Here is a 19,858-nt window from a genome sequence, read left to right on the forward strand (position 1 = left end):
GATCTTCAGATCGGGGCTTTTTTTCAGTTGAACTTATACCCTCTCAAAAAATCATCTACTCCCATCCTCTTCTTCCCTTCCAATTGTAATTCTTTTACATAGATATAGCCATCAGGGCAAGCAAACTTCAGGTAAGTTTTTCTATCAGTCTCATAGGCACCCGGTTCACTCGTCGGAACAGCAATTTCCTTTTCCGAGCTAAATATTTTCATTGTCTTTCCATCTAATGTGGTGAAAGCTGACGGATAGGGAGACAAGCCACGAATTAAGTTATGAACCTCACTAACCTTCTTATTCCAATCAATGCGACAGGTTTCAGTAAAAATCTTTGGTGCATGTTTTATAAAAGTTACTTCTTCAATGCTGGCAGCAGACTGGGGTATTTCTTCGATCGTTCTATTAGCCAGGGCGTTTACTGTTTTTACTAACAGGTTCGCTCCTACATCTTTCATTTTATCATGAACTTCGCCAGCAGTTTCGTTTTCGCCAATGGGTATTCTTTCCTGCAATAGAATATTTCCGGTGTCGATTTCATGCTTTAATTTAAAAGTAGTTACTCCTGTTTCTTTTTCACCATTGATAACAGCCCAATTGATAGGAGCAGCACCCCGGTACTGGGGCAACAGAGATCCATGCACATTAATAGTACCTAATGGCGGCATATTCCATACAACTTCGGGCAACATACGGAATGCCACTACCACCTGGAGATCAGCTTTTAATGCTTGTAACTCTTCGAGAAATTGAGGATTCTTTAATCTTTCAGGCTGCAGAATGTGTAACTCTTTTTCGAGTGCATACTTTTTTACAGCACTTTGCTGCAGCTTCATACCCCTGCCGGCAGGTTTGTCCGGAGCCGTTACAACTCCCACAACATGATAACCAGCCCCTACTAAAGCATCCAGTGAAGCTACAGCAAACTCTGGAGTACCCATAAAAACAATACGCAATTTATCTATACTATTCATTGATCTGTTGCATTTTAAGGCAGCAAAAATCAACAAATTTGACGTAATACAGCTTCGAAAATTATTGTACTCCTCTCATCATATGAACCATATTGGCGGCTTCCATTGCCTGTTTCCTGTTATACTCGAATGTTAATGACTTAATATTAATAATATCAATTATAGTTCCTATACCACAAAAGCCAAATGTAAGCAGATAGAGGATGCCTAGAACTGTATCACCAACTATCAAACGCTGTATTCCCGCTATGCCTAGAAACCCGATTAGCGTCAACACCAGCATTGTCATCTGGTCCTTTCTTTTGCCTTTGTAAATAGCAACAAACTGTTGTTGCTCCCAATCAGTCATATCTCTTGTAATACTTTGGATAACGGCCAATTCGTCAGGATCCATGCCAGGTAACATCATAAGCAATTGTTGATTCATGTTAGTTTGATTTTTATTATTGAGAAAAAAGGTTTCAAGATTTGAAACAAAATCGCCATTGTTGCAAATGGTCCAAGTATGTGAAATTGGACAGAACGAATCAGATCAAAATGAAGTGCATAATAGATAGAATGCCCAAGTCCACAGCCAGGACAAAACTCAAAGCCAAAGTGCTTAAACAAACATAATGACTCCTGGGATGGCGTTACATCCATAAAAAAGAGAGCTATTAATGAAAAAGTCCAAATCACTTGTTCAGTATATTTTGGCATTTTTATCTAATTAAGAATTTTGGGAGACGGAAAGATACTTAAATGTATCCTCCAGAAAAAGCTCCAGCCATATCATAAACTATTCACTTATTTGCTCCTTCTTCATTTTGTAGCGGACTCTTTTGTGTGTTTCCTCCAGTTGAATAGCTACGCGCAAAGCTTTCAGGCCGCTAACCCCTTGCAAATCTTCTAAATCACAGTTTTCAATTGGTCCTGTTATTAAACCTTGCTTTCTTAAGTGCTCTATATATTGATAATACTCTTTTACTTCGCTGTCTCCAGAATATACAATAGCAATTGTACCTGGTTGGGTCAATCTTTCACCTGTCCCTTTCACCATAGCTTTGTCAATGCGTTTTTTTAATATCTCATATCGGGCATGATGAACGCCATCCAGGTCAAATTTTCTTTCATCATTTCGAAAACGAATAGAAATCGGCACGTTATATACAAGCAATAATTGAGTAGTTTGTAAGGAAACAGGCAAGCTGGAACTCAGTTGATAGACACGTCTTGCCGCAGCAGCCAGAAATGAAAGTTGCCATAATCTTATATTTTTAAGATGGGCCGCATTAAATTTTAATCCCGGGGCTATTGACTGGCCTATATAAATACTGAAATCTAATCCATCTGTAACGAATCGCTCAAAATAATGAGGATATTTTTCCTGTATAGCTTTCTGTTCCTGCTCTATATAATGTGCTATGCAATTGTTTATTTCAGTCACACTTTCTTCAAACTTTTGCCGGTGAATCGTTATTAAGTGATCATTTGACGCTGTAGCCTGAAAATAAGCTTCAATTTCACTACTAAACTCCGGGACTGTTTTAGCGATAAATTGCATTAAGTCAACAACTTCTTTTTGCAAAAAGTTCTGTATTACAGGTTCATCACCTGCAAATAGGAAATGCATCACTGAACCTAAGTGTTTGTGCACTGAAGAGCGAATTTCATTCAATAAAGGGAAAGAAGTCAATTGCCCTACACGCTCTAAGAGTTTTTGTACCCATTCCAATTGATGTAATAAGTCCTGCTGTATGGCCTTATTACGTTCACCAGATGAATTCCGGATATCGATGCCTCCGTATAAAGGATAAACATTTTCAAAAACCACAGATTCCATTTCCTGAACATGCCCCTGGTGTTCTTTTAATAAATAGCGTACAGCAGCGTTATTGAACTTCCACTCAACAGCAGATTGTACAGCTGTAAAATGTTGCTTTACCAAATATCTGATCTTATTATACACCTGTTGTTGATTTTGCTGAACGGCCAATTGCAATAGCTCTTTTATATGTTCAAGCCCGATCAAAACTTCTTTCTTTATAGGTTCCCCTTTTCTGGTTACAACTTCAATACAGCCAATAATATTTTGATTATGGTATAAAGCTGTAATCAGCGCACTTTTCCAACCCTCTTTCTTGAGGTGTTTATCCAGTTGGCTAGGATGCTCTGACTGACTCTGTAACCACCAGAAATAGTCCGGACGTATAGACAACTCTCGTTTTAAAATGTTGCTAAACTCAATAACCCGGTCTACTCTGTGGATATTACGAAGAAGAATGCTGGCATAATTAATAGCTGGCAATTCTACTTCATTTCCGGCATCGTAAAATATAGTAAATCCAATATCTGCATCTTCCATGCGTAGAAAGTAACGAATCTGCTGTTTAAGTTCGTACTGCCATTTCGTGTTTTCAAAGCAATCATCTTTTTGTAAAATAGTGCGGATAATATTTACAGTTTCCCGTTCGGAAACTTCCCTGATGCGTGTGATCACCAAACCGTAAAACACAAAATGCTCCAGGGGAAGCAATTGCTTTAATTGTGGGTATAATACCAAATCGTGCACATGGTGACACTTTTGTATAAACTCATCTGGTAATGGAGGCAATTCAAAAGAACAACTAATATCAATAAACTGCGGATCCCATTCCAGTTCAAAATAGTTATGTATGTTTTGAGTCCTCTCCGGATAAGAACAAATGAAAGCACTTCCTCCTATCAGGTCAATCCCATACCACTTTTTAAGTATCAGTTTGTATGCAAGTTCAATCTTTGCGGCAGCTACATTTTTTGCAACCTGCGGGTCCATTGGAAGCACGAAATTGTCATGGCTGTCCAAATAAGTGAACCTGAAAAAAGAAGATGCGTAAATAGGTTTACTGGCAAAGGGCATCGCCACTGCATGCAATTCCTTTCTTTTACTGAAAGAAGCAGGAAAAATTGTAGTCATTGCCTCTTCTATAAGGGCTTTGTGAGGTTCTAGAACACTATAGTCATCTGTTGGTGTCAGTAATTCAGGGATACTATAAAATTGCTGGCATAAACGGGTACAAATTTTTGCAGCTGCAGTATCATTACCTTCACTAACTTCTTTCCATAACCTTAATAAAGGCAGAAAAGAAAAACGGCCTTTTAAAGCAGGGAGTTGATTATATATGGTTTCATCCATTTAAATCCGGGAGTATAATGATAATAAAGTAGAGCCATAAAATTACTGTATTATGTAATGCAGGGGAAGTGGATTTTCAATACGTCACCAGGCAATACAAGCTGTTCAATAGCAAAATAGTTGTAATAATGGCATGCTTTCTGCCTTAGTGCTTTTATTATTTCACTAAAAACTTAAAACTATGCTACGTTGGACAGTGATTTTTCTAGTAGTTGCTATTATCGCAGCTATTTTTGGATTTGGCGGCATAGCAGCAGGTGCGGCCGGTATTGCTAAGGTCTTGTTCTTTATTTTCCTTATACTCTTTATCATCAGCCTTATTGCTGGCAGAGGAAGAACTACCGACCCACTGTAAATATCTTACAATTCGTAAGATTAATCCGGACCTATCAACATTAATAGTGCGCCGTCAATATTAAGTGGCCATTAATTGAGTACTGTGGTCAAATAAAGGGAGGAGAGCCTCCCTTTATTTATTATTTAAAGGTTTGAAAAAACCGTATTTCTACTGAGCTATTATATTGAGAATATGATAAAATTTGTTGTACCAATACTTTTGGTAAACGAGGGAGGTTGTTTGGTGTGATTGTATCATCTCAATGTAAGCTTATGAGCACCCCAATTTTGACTAATGGTTTTGATGATTTATCTGATTACAGCCTTAAAATGAAAGCCTCAAATATCATTTCTAAAATGGCAGGCAACTCCAATTTCCCTAAGCCGACTCCTGCGCTTGAAGATATCTCCACTACCCTTTCTGAATTCATGAAGGAAAATAACTTAATCTATAGAATTCAAAAGCGGCAGAAACTGATCCGACTTTTACAAAGTCTCGCTGGTTACGTTTCGTATATTGCTGACAGAGATCAACAAAAACTCATAAGCTCAGGCTTTGATATCAGATTTGAGCAACAAGCGCCTGTTGAAATAGGCAAGCCGGAAAACCTACAGGTAGCAGCAGGGAGAAACCCGGGAGAACTGCAATTGAGCAGCAGCCGTGTTGTGGGGGCTATTTTCTACAACTTTCAATATACAGTTGATCCTATAACGCCTAATAGTTTATGGATTAGTCATATAGAATCTGCTAACAAATTTATCCTCAAGAACCTTGAAAAAGGGAAAAAATACTGGTGCCGGGTTGGGGCAGTGAGTATGAACGAAAAAGTAACCTTCAGTGATGCGGTAGAGGGTTTAGTTCAATAATATGATGTCTTTAGCTATTTTTCATTAAAATCCTGATACAGTAAATATTTCTTTCTGATTTGCTTAAATTTTGAAAGTGCGGGTTCCCAACTTTTGCGAATCTCACTTTCAGAAACCCCTTCTTTGATCTGTTTCATAAGGGTTGCATTGCCAGCAAGCTTATTAAAGAAATAATCATTAGTACTACCCGTATTCGTTTTCAGAAAAAATGATTCTTTATCAGGAAAGAGTTGATATGCCTGCAACAGCCATTTTAACTGCAACTTATGATCAATTTGTTGCAACACAGTCCCTGTAGTACCACTTAAATTCCATCCATAACAAACTACGCCTTTCAGTTTGGGTTCCTTAGCACCTTCTCTTGAAGTTGGCGTAAAACGAAACAGGTTTTTAGGTAAAGAGGGATGTCCGAATATCTGGAAAGGCCTATCAGTTCCACGGCCTTCACTCAGCACCGTACCCTCGAAAAAACAAGTAGAGGGATACCAGTAAACCGATTGAATTTCAGGAAGATTTGGAGATGGCTTCACAGGTAACTCGTATAAACTTTCGTGGGTGTAATTTTCACAGGGAATTACCTTCAGGCTAAAATGTACAGCTCCCGGAGGATATATTGCGGCCAGTACTTTTTTGTTGTATTCTTCCATCGACTTTTCACTCAACCAACCTTCTTCCAGAATCATCTTTGCATACTCTCCTATGGTCATACCATATACAATGGGAACAGACTGCATTCCTATGAAGGATTTGTATGCAGGTTCCAGTACGGGACCATCAACATAAAAGCCATTTGGATTAGGACGATCTAATACAACCAGGGGAAGATTATGCTCAATAGCAGCCTCCATGTAATCCTGCAGCGATGAAATATATGTATAGAAGCGAACACCTACATCTTGTATATCAAATAACAATAAGTCCGCTCCTTTCAAATCTTCCTTAGTTGGTTTTCTCTTTTTCCCATAAAGAGAAATTACAGGAATACCTGTTGCTCTGTCAACACCACTTTCCACCTTCTCACCGGCATCTGCAGTGCCACGAAAACCATGTTCCGGTCCGAAAATCACTTTAATATCAACACCCAGCTTACGCAAAGTATCTACAAGGTGAGTATTTCCAATAACTGAAGTTTGGTTAGCGAAAACCGCAACCTTTTTTCCCTTTAAGAGCGGAAGGTATTGGTTGATTCGATAAGCCGCTGGCTGTATTTGTGATTTTTGATTCGTAATGGGCAATGAAGATTTCGAATTGATATTTGGTTTGCTGTTGGAAGAGGTTTTTACCATTTTTTGTGCTGTACAACCCACAGTTAAAATAACAGCAATTACCAGGTATACGGTTCTCAATAAAATAATCATGTTCTTCATTTTAATCTTTTGATCGATTGGCAATATTCCGTGGCTAAAAATAAAGCAGAAACTGCTGCTATGATTGTTAAAGCTATAACATGTGGATATTTGCAGATTGCTGTTTGAATTTACTCATATTTACCTCATCAATAAAGTTAAAAGATATGATACTGAATAGTTTGTATTTTCAATGAGAGGCAGCATACCTATCTAATTCAGAAATCGTAACTTGCCCACTTGTTTTCAACTGTGTGGTTCTGAAATTGCATAGAGAAGGTCAGGTTCAAAACATCAAAACTTGCTGCCAATTTAAAATTTTTCATCATTTTAATTAATTACAAAAACAACAATTATGAATCAGGTAAAGAGCGGTGATAAGGTAAAGGTGCATTATCATGGTAAATTACGGAGCGGCGAAACTTTTGACACATCAGCAGGAAGAGAACCATTGGAATTTACAGTAGGCAGTGGGCAGGTAATTAAAGGCTTTGATGATGGTGTAATGGGTATGCAAATAGGTGATAAAAAAACAGTAGAGATTCCTGTTACAGACGCATATGGTGAAAAAGACCAGGACAGGATTGTAGAATTCCCTAAAAGCCAATTCCCTCCTGATATTAAACCTGAAGTTGGTTTACAGTTGGCGATGAGCGATGGACAAGGCCAATCATTTCCTGTAGTGATCGTAGAAGTTAAAGAAGAGTCAGTAGTGCTGGATGCCAACCATCCTCTGGCTGGCCAAGACCTGATTTTTGATATCGAACTGGTTGAAATTAACTCTCCTTCCAGGATCATCATGCCGTAAGAAATTACGATTTCCAATTTACAACGATTTACGGTTTTATTGTTCAGTGGCCCTTATCGGTACATTTTCATGCTACACAATAAAATCGTAAATCTTACTTTGCAAATCGTTAATCTTTTTCTTACTTTATCGCATGTTTCAGAATTATTCTTTTAAAACCGCAGAACGCTTCATGCGTTATGTGCAGGTTGATACGCAAAGTGATCCGCAATCACAATCTATTCCTTCCACTGAAAAGCAAAAAGATCTTTCACGTATATTGGCTGAAGAACTACAGCAAATGGGCATTAAGGATGCCCATGTAGACGAATTCGGTTATGTATACGCGACAATACCTGCCAACACAAACAAAAATGTTCCGGTTATTTGTTTTTGTTCACATGTAGATACTGCACCAGATGCGAGCGGCACGGGTGTCAAACCAATACTTCATCAACAATACCAGGGACAGGATATCGTATTACCTGATGATAAAAGTATTGTATTACGATCCACAGAATTGCCTTACCTGAAAAAGCTGGTCGGCCATGATATTATCACAGCCAGTGGTACCACTTTATTAGGTTCAGATGACAAAGCAGGTGTAGCAGAAATCATGGAAGCTGCCCACTATTTAATAACACATCCGGAAATTAAGCACGGGATTATAAAAATATTATTTACTCCCGATGAAGAAGTAGGCCGTGGCACAGCAAAACTAAACCTGGACAAGTTAGGTGCGACCTTTGGTTATACATTAGACGGCGGAGAAGCAGGTTCACTGGAAGATGAAACATTCAGTGCTGATGCCGTTAAATTGATCATTCATGGCGTCATCACACATCCGGGTGATGCTAAAGGCAAACTGGTAAATGCATTAAAAATAGCAGGTGAAATATTATCGCTTTTACCCAAAGACCGCTTATCCCCAGAAACTACAGAAAAAAAAGAAGGATTCATTCACCCAATCAGAGTAGATGGACTTTCTGAGAAATGCACCATTGATTTTATCATACGTGATTTTGTTACAGAGGGCCTGCAGGAAAAAGAATTACTCCTTCAAGAGCTTGTAAAGCAGGTTTTGAAAAGTTATCCAAAATCCTCTTTCGAGTTCATTGTAACAGAGCAATACCGGAACATGAAAGAAGTATTGGATCAGTATCCGGAAGTAGTGCAAAATGCAAAGGAAGCTATTGAGCGTTCTGGTTTAACAGTAAAAATGGAAAGCATCCGTGGCGGCACTGATGGTAGCCGACTGTCCTTCATGGGATTGCCATGCCCGAACCTGTTTACCGGTATGCAGGCTATCCATTCAAAAAAAGAATTCATTTCAGTGCAGGACATGAATAAAGCAGTAGAAACCATTGTACACCTTGCAGGAATCTGGGAAGAAAAAGCAAGCCTGATTCTGGAGCAAGATATCTGATCATGAAGAAAAACTTCTGTTTAGACCATTCATACATAAATCATATCATCCTTAACATAAGGTTCTTACATTTACTGAAAAAGAATCATGGAATTTATTATTTCTTATTGGTGGCTGATCCTGATCCTAATTATTGTTTTTAGCGGTTTGTTCACCATCAACCAAGGCTACGTAGGTGTCATCACAATGTTCGGTAAGTACCAGCGAACTGTTGGCCCCGGGCTAAACATTAAGGTTCCCGTTTTGGAGCAGGTATATAAAAAAGTTTCCATCCAAAATCGCTCAGCGGAATTGGAATTCCAGGCTGTAACACAGGACCAGGCGAATGTCTATTTCAAAAGTATGTTGCTGTATTCAGTACAAAATTCTAACGAGGAAACCATAAAAAATGTAGCTTTCAAGTTTATTAGCGACAGGGATTTTATGCAGGCCCTGATACGTACAATTGAAGGCAACATCCGTTCACTGGTTGCGACCAAAAAACAGTACGAGATCTTAGGTTTGCGAAGGGAAATCGTAGAATATGTAAAAACAGAAGTTGACCAGAGTTTGGAAGACTGGGGCTATCACCTGCAGGATCTTCAGATTACAGACATTACTTTCGACAAAGTGATTCTTGACTCTATGAGCAAGGTAGTAGCTTCCAATAATTTAAAGGCAGCTGCAGAAAATGAGGGCCAGGCTTTACTGATCACCAAAACCAAAAGCGCTGAAGCTGAAGGTAATGCCATCAAAATTGCAGCAGAAGCGGAAAGAGAAGCAGCGCGCCTACGAGGCCAGGGTGTAGCACTCTTCCGCCATGAAGTAGCCATTGGTATGACAGAGGCGGCAGAACAAATGAAACAAGCAAACCTGGATACAAACGTTATCTTGTTTAGTATGTGGACAGAGGCCATTAAGAACTTTGCCGAATATGGACGAGGCAATGTGATTTTCCTGGATGGCAGCGCAGATGGCATGGAAAAGACTATGAAGCAGATTCAGGCTATGATGATGAAGCCTGCCGGATCAGATCCAGAGATCAACCTGCTAAAAACCCTCAATAAATAAAATATATTCAGGGTTTTACACACTAACAAAAATTGTAAACCGTTTAACAGGAATATCCATACTCTTGTTAAATTACTTAAAAAGTTAAAGGCCGCTTAAACAGCGGCTCTTTTTTTACCTCTTATTTGCAAAACAATATTCATAAAAGGGGAACGTTATTAACCGTTGCCTTATTTTTAATGACAAATTTCGTATGATGAATCTGCTTCAGATTGTTGACACTGCGGCCAAGGCTGTTCAAACCGTTGCTCAAAATGATGCCAATGGAGATGGAAGTATAAGCTTAGGGGAATTGCTCATGATGGGTGGCTGGCTGATGTTACCGCTTTTATTGTTATTTCTGATTACCATTTTTGTTTTCGTTGAAAGACAATTGGCCATCCGCAAAGCCTCGGCAATTGATTCCAATTTTATGAACATTGTCCGCGATCATATTGTCACTGGAAATGTAAGTGCAGCCAGGAGCTTTGCAAAAAACACCAACAACCCCGTTGCCCGTATTATTGACAAAGGCATCCAACGTATTGGTAAGCCAATAGATGCGATTGAGAAAAGTATGGAAAACGTTGGCAAACTAGAATTATACAACATGGAAAAAAACCTGTCCATTCTTTCACTGATTGCAGGTATTGCTCCAATGTTCGGTTTCCTTGGTACTATTGTGGGCATGTTCCAGTTGTTTTACCGCTTAGCATCTACCGGAGAGTTCACAATTCAATCGATGGCTAATGGTATTTACACCAAAATGATTACCTCCGCTGTAGGCTTGATCATTGGTTTGCTTGCATATATAGCTTATAGCTACTTAAATGCACAGGTAGATAAAAATGCTAATAAAATGGAAGCTTCCAGCGCCGAATTTATTGACATTTTACAGGAACCTACAAGATAATTCTTGTTTATTGATTAACCCCGCAACCCGTGTTTATGAATATAAGAAGGAAATTAAAGTCGCATGCAGAAGTTCATACCGGTCCACTTAACGATATCTTGTTCATCCTTTTACTATTCTTCCTGATTGCTGCAACACTGGCAAACCCCAATGTTATCAAGCTATCTACGCCTAAAGCGAAAAGCGATACGAAGGCCAAACAAACTGTGGTGGTTTCAATCGATGCGAATAAAATTTTTTATGTGGGTACGACACGTGTTGATGGTGATTCGGCAATGAAAACTGCTTTGTTGCCCTTGATTCAGAAAGAGACAACCCAGGAACCTACTATAGTCATCAATGCCGACAAAACTGTCCCCCTGGAATACGTGGTCGGCGTCATGCGCCTTGCGCGGGAAATGGGAGCTAAAACAGTGTTGGCTGTTGACAGGAAATCACAATAAAAAAGCAAAACCTCCCTGCATCGTGCCCTCTCCTTTAGGAGAGGGCACGATGCATTATAGTGGCTACTAAATACAATTCCCTTGTGACCGTTTTGACCGGAAGTGACCGCATTTGTCCGCTTTTGTCCACCGGAACCACATTCATCTTTCGTTGCTTAAGTATACTTTAAGCATACTTAAAGTATACCTAGAGTATACCTAGAGTATTCCCGCAGTATCCCTGGAGTATAGGTACTCCATAGCAAAGGCATACCTACTTCCTGCCTAAGTCGTATTAAAGTCACTCCCTCTGTTCGTTTATCGATGAGAGAGTCTATTATATTTTTTTATTAAATCTTGTTTGCAGATGTGATCCCTTTGGATACAGGAGTGTGCAGAGGAGAATGTGCCTTTTGTACCTTTATCATCCTGTCTTTCCCTTGCATATCCTGCTTTAATTCAACATTGATATAGCCTTCCGTCTTAAAAAGCCGGGTTGTATATAATCCCAATTCTTCATTGATCTCCATATATATAAATCCGCCGGCATGCAGGCGGTGTTTACCAAAATCGGCTAATGCTTTGTAGAAAATCAGGGGATCATCGTCAGGAACAAACAAGGCTGAATGTGGCTCATGCGCAACCACATTGACATCCATTGTCTTCTTATCTTTCAACGGTATATATGGAGGATTGCTTACGATGATATCTACGGTAGGTAATTGTCTCCTTTGTGCTTCATCCAGAAAGTTCACCCCAGTAAAGTCAACACGAATATTTAATTCAGATCCGTTTCTTCGGGCCACGTTTAAAGCGCTCTCGCTCGCATCACAGCCCCACACTTCCGCTTTGGGCATGGCTTTTTTTAAAGCTAAGGCAATGCATCCGCTACCAGTGCCCACATCTATAATTTTGAGCGAAGAGGTTTTATCAGCTTCAGCTGGCCTTCTTTCAAAAACATCTTTGCCAGCCTTCCGCACATCTTTTACAATCCAGTCGACTAACTCTTCTGTTTCCGGTCTTGGAATCAATACATGATTATCCATAAACAATTTCAATCCATAAAACCAGGCTTCGTTGAGCACATATTGAACCGGCTCATGATTGATTAATCGATGATAATATTCAGTTAGCAAGTGGGATTGACCGACCACAAGGGGTTCATCCTTCTTCATCAGCCTTTCCGCCCTCGGCAAGCCAGTAATATGCTCTAATATCATAGATGCGATCTTTGCAGCTTCACTTTCATTATAAATATCTTTAAGCTGTTCCCACAGCCAGTGTTCGGCCTCTCCTGTCTTCATAATCCTTTCTTTATTTTTGAGCAACTAATTTACAGGTTAAACTACTAAAACACAATTCACTTGACAACAGATGAACAATTTATGCACCGGTGTATTGAACTAGCAAAATTGGGCCATGGCAATGTAGCGCCCAATCCAATGGTAGGTTCAGTATTGGTGTATGAAAATCTTATAATTGGCGAAGGTTATCATCAGAAATATGGGGAAGCTCATGCAGAAGTAAATTGCATCAATTCCGTCAAACCTGAACACAGGCATCTTATAGACAAATCCACGATATATGTTTCTTTGGAACCTTGTGCCCACTTTGGCAAAACACCACCCTGTGCCGATCTTATCATCAGACATAAAATTCCTAAAGTAGTTATTGGTTGTCGCGACCCATTTGAACTTGTAGCCGGTAAAGGCATAGAAAAGTTGAAAGCAGCTGGTATAGAGGTAAAATCTGGCATACTGGAAAAGCAATGCAAGGAATTGAACAAGCGATTCTTTACATTTCATACACAACACCGTCCTTATATTGTTTTGAAATGGGCGCAAACCGGAGATGGGAAAATTGCCGCAACAGCCTCTTCCCCCTCCGATCGCCTGCTGATTAGCAATGAATACACCAACCGAATCGTGCACAAATGGCGGAGTGAAGAAATGTCGATTCTTGTAGGTACCAATACCGCCTTATTAGATGATCCTGAATTGAATACAAGACTTTGGCCAGGTAATAGCCCAATCCGTTTGGTAGTGGATATGAATCTACGACTGCCAACTTCGCTGAAGTTATTTAACGGGAAGTATCCTACCATCATTTTCAATACTAAAAAACATGTATTTCCAGAAGACAGCATTACAAATGTTCATGATTTTAAGAACCAAACAGCTTCTCTTCTCTTCTATTACCAGGTAACAGAAGATGTTAGTCTGGTAAAGCAGATTGTGAATGCTCTGTACCAATTAAAAATTCAAAGTGTACTGGTGGAAGGTGGCGCCTTTTTGATACAATCATTTATAGAGGAAGGTATCTGGGATGAAGCAAGAATAATTACAAACGAAGAATTATTTGTAGGCAATGGATTACCTGCGCCTGTTTTGAAGGATCAGCAATTACAAATAAAGGAACATTTTGCAACAGATACCATTCACATCTTCACTAACCAAAACCAGTCCCTGATTCATTGATCATATTAATTGCACATGTCTCATTATTATCATACTATAGAAAAACCAGCAGTTGCAGAATTCAAAGACAGAGGTAGTAAATTTATTGCTTACGCTTACCCTATTCAAACTGTTGAAGACTTTAAAAAGCACTTAAAGGCACTTAAAGAAGAACACCCCAAAGCAGTACATCATTGCTTTGCTTATAGAATTGGTACAGACAACAATAACTTCCGCGCCAATGATGATGGCGAGCCATCAGGTTCTGCAGGTAAACCGATACTGGGACAGATAGATAGTAAGCAATTGACTAATGTTGCTGTTATTGTGGTACGATACTTTGGAGGTACGCTGCTTGGTGTGCCAGGACTGATCAATGCATATAAAACATCAACGTCCCTGGCCCTTCAGCTTACGCCAATCGTTCAAAAGCCTGTATTGGAAACTTATGAACTGCAGTTTGACTATACCATGATGAATGAAGTTATGGTAGTTGTCAAACGTTTTCATTGTGTAGTAATGCAAAATGAAATGCAGCTCTTTTGTCGCCTGCAATTAGGAATCCCCAAATCAGAAGAACAACTTTTCCTGGATAAACTGAAAGACTTTCATGTGGTTGAGGTGAGGAAGATTTAAGGCAATTCACTATAATCGTAAATTAGGAGTATGGTTGAAAAGAAACTAAAAAAGCCACCTGCGGGTGGCTTTTTTAGTTAAAAGATAATATTGATTTTATGCTGAATTCCTACCAGCATTAATAATTCCAAATGAACACCTCACCACCAGTCGCTCCAATGCTTCTTTTGAAGAACTCATTAATTTTCCGTCATCTATATCCCTGATGCATGCAATAGCAAATTGCTGAATGGTTGTTAATGGCAATACGATTCTTTCCCTCATTTGGATAGACATTTGTTCAACAGGATAATCGGCCATTAATTCATTCTTATCGGATAAAAGGAATATATACCGTTGAGTCAATTCATATTCTGCATAAATCATATTCCACACCTCACCATACTGCGGATGGTCGGAGAGATATGCAGTTAATGGGAAAAAGCATTTCTTCATCGCCATTTCACAATTATCGATCAAGGTTTTAAAGTATAGTGAAGACTTGTATAAATTCTTCAACTCTGCAAACCTCCCTTTTTTATCCAATGCCTGCAATGCTGTACCCACGCCGTAATAACCAGGAACATTTTGCTTAAGCTGACTCCAGGAACCTACAAAAGGAATAGCCCTCAAGTCTTTCAATGACAATTTTGAAGAGCCACCTCTTTTTGCCGGCCGGCTTCCAATATTGGTTTGTGCATAAAACTGCAAAGGACTTACATGTGATAGATAAGGTAAAAAGTTCGGATGTTGCTTCAATGCAGTATACGCCTTTAAGCCTTCTTCCGAGAGTTCATCCATCAGGTTTCTTAAATCTTCGTCCTCTAAACTCCTTTCTTTACGAGGGAATAGATCGTTGGTAATCCCTGCATGTAACAACTGCTCAATATTATATTGAGCGGAGTCAATGGTACCGAAGTTAGAGCTTACAGTCTGTCCCTGTATCGTTAACTGAATTTCTTTATTAGAGATATTCTGGCCCATTGATGCATAGAACTTGTGCGTTTTACCACCTCCTCTTGCCGGGGGACCGCCACGACCATCGAAGAATATGATATCAATGCCATAATCACGCGAGATACGGGTCAGTTCTTCTTTAGCCCTGTAAATACTCCAGTTAGCCATCAGGTAACCACCATCTTTAGTTCCATCAGAAAAACCAAGCATTATGGATTGAAGGTTGCCCCTGGCACCCAGATGATTGCGGTAATCTTTGTTTTCGTAAAGCTCTTTCATAATGAAAGGAGCATGTCTAAGATCGTCAATCGTTTCAAACAAGGGGACGATATCGACACTCAATTCACTTTTTTTCCACCCGCTCAGTAAAAATAAGCCATATACCTCCATCACATTCAATGCACTATTACATTGGCTGATGATGTAGCGGTTACAACCAATTTCACCGTTTTTCTTTTGAATGTCTTTAACCGCTGCCATGCAAAGCAGGGTATCTTTTATCAGAAGATCCTTATATAACTCGGGGTTGGCCTTTGCCTCTGTCCTTGTAAGAATACTAATCCGCTCTTCCGCGCTAAGGTCTTTATAATTCTTAGGCAGTATGTCTTCCTGTGCAGCAATTGCTTCCAACACACTGTGGTGCACTGAGCTATCCTGACGGATGTCCAGTGAAGCGAAATGCATACCAAACACTAGAACTTTGTTGATCAGTTTGTCCAGCAACGGAAGGAACATGCTGTTATGCTGATAGATCAATACTTCACGAATTGCGTAAAGCTTTTGCAGTATTTCATCCTTAGTAATATCTGAATTCTGACCCGGGAAGAATAAATTATGATAAAGCCTTTCTTCCAGTTCAATTAATATGGTGTCTACCCCTTTAAATGTTAATCTACGCTTTAAGCGACGCACATCCAGGTAATAGCATTTTATAATGGTTGAATTTAAGTTTTCAGCTACTTTCAGGGTAGTCTCTGTTGTTACATTTGGATTGCCATCCCTATCTCCACCAGGCCAAAATCCCATCGTAATCACAGGATTTTTACTATGTTCCATGGCATGGGGGAACTGGTCCTTCAGAAAAGACATGATCCTGCCCGCAGCATTATAAAAAATATTCTCCAAATACCAAATTAAGCTAACAGCCTCATCATAAGGGGTGGGCTTTTGCTTTTTAAAGAAAGGAGTTTTACCTAACTGTTGTAAGTATTGATTGATCTGGCTTGCATTGTTTTCTATCAATGCGCGCGAAAGATCATTGATAATTCCAAGAACCGGCCCTGGATAAAACTGGGTAGGATGTGCAGTCAACACCAAGCGCACGGCAAAATCATTCAACTTTTTAGATAATCCTTCCTGGCTATTACTTTGAACAACTTCGGACTCCAAATGTTTTAAGGTACCTGCACCATTGATATCATTTACATCTTTAAAAGCAGCATCTTCCAAAGCATCAAATAATACGACCTGACGTTCTACATATTGAACAAACCTGAAAAGCAGGTCAATACGTTCTCTTTCATTAGGAAGATTGGTATAGCGTTCGAAAAAGTCTTCGATCACCTGCGCAGGACTTTTTTTCTTTCTATAACTTTCTTCGCAATGATTTAAAAGCAAAGAAAGTAAGATGCCCGTTTTTTCAATACGGTGGAAAGGCAGGGAAGTAAACAAGCTGTTGAACAATTGAAACTTGATTCCAACCTTGTCTTTAAATTGTTGCAGCCCGCGTGATAGATGGTGCTCCATTAAATGCTTTGAGTTTTGATTCAGAAAAAAAGTTCAGATAGCAAGCAGTTAGCAAAATCGGGGTTGAAAGTACAGCAAACTCCATTTATTTTAAAATGTTTTTCATATTTCTTGCTTAATTATTGAATAATCTCTATCTTGCTGGCTCTTTTTACAGACCTTGACAATATATTCTAAAAATATTAAATCTATGTTAGTGATAGCTTCCCCGGCTATTCTTACTGCTACAACAACTATTTTCACAACCCGCAAGGGTTGTCACTAATCATATTGTCATTTGGGCCCTAGGGCTTCGATTCCTGAAAAAACATTTCTTTCTTCCTCATTCAGCCTGTAAGCTGAATAAAACTACATAATAAATGCAAGTACTTAAATTTGGTGGCACCTCTGTTGCCAGTGCAGAAAACATCAAAATTGTAACTGATATAGTAAAGCAGAGTGTTGCTAAAGATAAAACAGTAGTGGTTGTATCAGCTCTGGGTGGCGTTACAGACATGCTTCTCCGCTGCGGCATTCAGGCAGCTTCCGGCGATCCGGATTACAAGAAAACATTGCAGGAACTGATTCAACGGCACCTGGTAACAGTAAAAGCCCTACTACCCATCACGCACCAAAGCAGCATTCTAAGTAAGGTAATGCAACAGTGCAACCAGATTGAAGACATTTGCAATGGCGTTTTCCTTTTAGGTGAACTATCACCCCGCACTAAGGATAAAATTGTAAGCTTTGGTGAATTGATTTCATCACAGATCATTTCGGCCTACTGGTCGGCCTTGAGTATCGAGAATAATTGGAAAGATGCCAGGGAATTGATCATTACCGATTCCAACTTTACAAAAGCTACAGTGGACTTTGCTCAGACTGATAGCATCATTCAGCAATATTTTTCCAGCGAAAACGCTCAACTTTTTATTGTTCCAGGCTTTATTGCCTCTGACTCCCATAAAAACACTACTACTTTAGGCAGAGGAGGTTCTGATTATACAGCAGCCATTATCGGAGCTGCAGTCAATGCGAAAGAAGTAGAAATATGGACTGATGTCTCTGGTATGATGACCGCCGACCCACGACTGGTGAGTAATGCAAAAGCTATTACAGAGATATCTTATCATGAAGCAATGGAATTGTCACACTTAGGTGCCAAGGTCATTTATCCGCCTACGATACACCCTCTTTTGCTGAAAAACATTCCTGTTTGGGTTAAAAATACCTTTAAAGCAGAGGATCCAGGCACCGTTATCCGGGCTGATGCGCAACGTAATGGCAATATCATTCGAGGCATTTCAAGTATCAATAACATAGCGCTCATTAGCCTGGAAGGTAGCAGCATGGTGGGAATACCAGGTATTTCCAAACGCCTGTTTGAAGCATTGGGCAATCATTCAATAAACGTAATCCTGATTACCCAGGCATCTTCCGAGCATTCCATATGTGTGGGGATCAATGAAAGTGACGCAGACCTGGCAGAAAAAGCAGTGAATCAAGCTTTTAGCTATGAAATAGAGACTGGGAAGGTAAACCCATTAAGTGTAGAAAAAAATCTTTCAATTGTAGCTCTTGTTGGTGATAATATGAGAAGTCACCCCGGAACCAGTGGCAAGATGTTTGGTGCCGTTGGCCGCAATGGGGTAAATGTTCGTGCCATTGCCCAGGGATCATCTGAACGGAATATCTCGGCAGTCGTAGCCACTGCAGATGTAAAGAAGGCTATCAACGTTTTACATGAAGAATTTTTCGAAACCACTTATAAACAGGTGAATCTCTTTGTTGTTGGTACAGGCAATGTTGGCAGCAAACTATTGTCACAAATTGCCCAGCAGGTACAATATTTACAAGAGAACCTTCGCGTACAAATAAGAGTGGTGGGATTAGCGAACAGTAGAAAAATGATCTTCGATGAAGAAGGCATTGACCTGACCAGTTGGGCAGAAGAGTTAGCTGCTGGAGCTCCGATGACCCTCAGTGGATTTATACATGAAGCTCAAAACAGGAACCTTCGTAACTCTGTATTTGTAGATGTAACAGCAAATGAAGCTGTAGCAAAAGTTTACGACCAGCTGTTTGACAAAAGCATTTCTGTGGTAGCCTGCAATAAAATTGCCTGCTCCGCTCCTTATGTATACTATAAAAAATTAAAGGATCTGGCACGTGAGCATAATGCAGCGTTCCATTTTGAAACAAATGTGGGCGCCAGTCTTCCCATAATAGGGACCCTTAATGACCTGCTGCGCAGCGGTGATGAAGTAAAAAGAATCCAGGCTGTTTTAAGTGGTACGCTCAATTTTGTATTTAATAATTACAATGCTACCCGCAGCTTTGCTGAAGTCGTGAGGCAGGCGCAGAAAGAAGGATATACTGAACCTGACCCAAGACTTGATTTAAGCGGTAAGGATGTAATGCGCAAGATCATGATTCTGGCCCGTGAAGCAGGAGAAGAAATTGAAATGGAAGATATTTCCAACACGCCTTTCATGCCTGAATCATGCATGCAGGGAAGTGTGGAAGACTTCTATAAAGAAATGGAAAAACAGGAAGCTCATTTCCAAGCCTTATACAAAGCAGCAGAAAAAGAAGGTAAGAAACTAAAGTTTGTGGCTCAGTATGAAAATGGCAAGGCATCGGTGGGCTTGCAACATATTGATCCACAGCACGACTTCTACCATTTGTATGGTAAAGACAATATCGTGCTGTTTTACACCAATCGCTATCCTGAACAACCAATGGTTGTAAAAGGAGCTGGCGCTGGCGCAGAAGTAACCGCTTCCGGCGTCTTTGCAGACATTATCAGGGCTGCAAGAATTTAATTATAAGTAATGAGTGATGAGTTAGCTCACTC

17 protein-coding genes are annotated in these 19,858 nt (G+C 39.7%); 10 read left to right on the plus strand and 7 right to left on the minus strand.

All coding sequences use genetic code 11. From position 1 onward, the window contains the following. Positions 1-23 precede the first annotated feature (23 nt). The 4 genes from fmt to OCK74_RS15755 all read right to left on the minus strand — a co-directional run bounded on the left by fmt (position 24) and on the right by OCK74_RS15755 (position 4,122). The gene (fmt, locus tag OCK74_RS15740) at positions 24-968 is read right to left on the minus strand and encodes a methionyl-tRNA formyltransferase (protein ID WP_279298014.1); all 945 of its coding nucleotides are present in this window, start codon (positions 966-968) and stop codon (positions 24-26) included. Positions 969-1,029: 61 nt separating this feature from the next. After that, positions 1,030-1,395, minus strand: coding sequence for a TM2 domain-containing protein (locus OCK74_RS15745; RefSeq protein ID WP_279298015.1), 366 nt, complete (start codon positions 1,393-1,395; stop codon positions 1,030-1,032). Further along, entirely contained in the window at positions 1,392-1,667 is a 276-nt protein-coding gene (locus OCK74_RS15750) for a DUF2752 domain-containing protein (RefSeq protein ID WP_279298016.1), read from the minus strand. The genes OCK74_RS15745 and OCK74_RS15750 overlap by 4 nt, the downstream gene beginning before the upstream one ends. 79 nt (positions 1,668-1,746) lie before the next feature. Continuing rightward, entirely contained in the window at positions 1,747-4,122 is a 2,376-nt protein-coding gene (locus OCK74_RS15755) for a hypothetical protein (RefSeq protein WP_279298017.1), read from the minus strand. Positions 4,123-4,303: 181 nt separating this feature from the next. Between OCK74_RS15755 and OCK74_RS15760 the strand changes: the two genes are divergently transcribed. Together OCK74_RS15760 and OCK74_RS15765 are read left to right on the plus strand one after the other, a co-directional pair. Beyond that, entirely contained in the window at positions 4,304-4,477 is a 174-nt protein-coding gene (locus tag OCK74_RS15760) for a DUF1328 family protein (RefSeq protein WP_279298018.1), read from the plus strand. Between the two features lie 218 nt (positions 4,478-4,695). Continuing rightward, complete coding sequence (locus tag OCK74_RS15765; protein ID WP_279298019.1) at positions 4,696-5,325, plus strand: hypothetical protein; 630 nt, start codon at positions 4,696-4,698, stop codon at positions 5,323-5,325. Between the two features lie 14 nt (positions 5,326-5,339). Here OCK74_RS15765 and OCK74_RS15770 read toward each other — a convergent pair whose 3' ends face one another. Beyond that, positions 5,340-6,683 (minus strand): exo-beta-N-acetylmuramidase NamZ family protein, encoded by a 1,344-nt coding sequence (locus tag OCK74_RS15770; RefSeq protein ID WP_279298020.1) that lies wholly within the window; start codon positions 6,681-6,683, stop codon positions 5,340-5,342. A 343-nt stretch (positions 6,684-7,026) separates the two neighbouring features. On the opposite strand from OCK74_RS15770, the gene OCK74_RS15775 reads away from it, so the two are divergent. The 5 genes from OCK74_RS15775 (at position 7,027) to OCK74_RS15795 (ending at position 11,269) form a co-directional block, all read left to right on the plus strand. Beyond that, entirely contained in the window at positions 7,027-7,479 is a 453-nt protein-coding gene (locus tag OCK74_RS15775; protein ID WP_279298021.1) for an FKBP-type peptidyl-prolyl cis-trans isomerase, read from the plus strand. A gap of 133 nt (positions 7,480-7,612) precedes the next feature. Then, positions 7,613-8,884: a peptidase T gene (gene pepT / locus OCK74_RS15780; protein ID WP_279298022.1), complete on the plus strand. Its 1,272-nt coding sequence runs from the start codon at positions 7,613-7,615 to the stop codon at positions 8,882-8,884. Between the two features lie 87 nt (positions 8,885-8,971). Beyond that, positions 8,972-9,934: an SPFH domain-containing protein gene (locus tag OCK74_RS15785; protein WP_279298023.1), complete on the plus strand. Its 963-nt coding sequence runs from the start codon at positions 8,972-8,974 to the stop codon at positions 9,932-9,934. 193 nt (positions 9,935-10,127) lie between these two features. Then, the gene (locus OCK74_RS15790; RefSeq protein WP_279298024.1) at positions 10,128-10,826 is read left to right on the plus strand and encodes a MotA/TolQ/ExbB proton channel family protein; all 699 of its coding nucleotides are present in this window, start codon (positions 10,128-10,130) and stop codon (positions 10,824-10,826) included. A 35-nt stretch (positions 10,827-10,861) separates the two neighbouring features. Continuing rightward, positions 10,862-11,269, plus strand: coding sequence for an ExbD/TolR family protein (locus OCK74_RS15795; RefSeq protein WP_279298025.1), 408 nt, complete (start codon positions 10,862-10,864; stop codon positions 11,267-11,269). A 329-nt stretch (positions 11,270-11,598) separates the two neighbouring features. Here the strand turns inward: OCK74_RS15795 and prmC are convergent, their stop codons facing one another. Beyond that, positions 11,599-12,552: a peptide chain release factor N(5)-glutamine methyltransferase gene (prmC, locus tag OCK74_RS15800; protein ID WP_279298026.1), complete on the minus strand. Its 954-nt coding sequence runs from the start codon at positions 12,550-12,552 to the stop codon at positions 11,599-11,601. 60 nt (positions 12,553-12,612) lie between these two features. Between prmC and ribD the strand changes: the two genes are divergently transcribed. Then, positions 12,613-13,725, plus strand: a complete 1,113-nt coding sequence (ribD, locus tag OCK74_RS15805) for a bifunctional diaminohydroxyphosphoribosylaminopyrimidine deaminase/5-amino-6-(5-phosphoribosylamino)uracil reductase RibD (RefSeq protein WP_279298027.1) — start codon at positions 12,613-12,615, stop codon at positions 13,723-13,725. Positions 13,726-13,740: 15 nt separating this feature from the next. Beyond that, the gene (locus OCK74_RS15810; RefSeq protein ID WP_279298028.1) at positions 13,741-14,340 is read left to right on the plus strand and encodes an IMPACT family protein; all 600 of its coding nucleotides are present in this window, start codon (positions 13,741-13,743) and stop codon (positions 14,338-14,340) included. Between the two features lie 96 nt (positions 14,341-14,436). On the opposite strand, the gene OCK74_RS15815 is transcribed toward OCK74_RS15810, so the two are convergent. Further along, positions 14,437-17,022 carry a phosphoenolpyruvate carboxylase gene (locus OCK74_RS15815; protein ID WP_279298029.1) on the minus strand — a complete coding sequence of 862 codons (2,586 nt, stop codon included), beginning with the start codon at positions 17,020-17,022 and terminating at the stop codon, positions 14,437-14,439. Positions 17,023-17,381: 359 nt separating this feature from the next. Here OCK74_RS15815 and thrA point away from each other — a divergent pair, with 359 nt between their 5' ends. Next, on the plus strand, positions 17,382-19,826 hold the full coding sequence (gene thrA, locus OCK74_RS15820; RefSeq protein ID WP_279298030.1) for a bifunctional aspartate kinase/homoserine dehydrogenase I: 2,445 nt from the start codon (positions 17,382-17,384) through the stop codon (positions 19,824-19,826). Positions 19,827-19,858 lie beyond the last annotated feature (32 nt).

Origin of the sequence: Paraflavisolibacter caeni (assembly GCF_025628885.1) — a bacterium.
GTDB classification, from domain to species: domain Bacteria; phylum Bacteroidota; class Bacteroidia; order Chitinophagales; family Chitinophagaceae; genus Flavisolibacter; species Flavisolibacter caeni.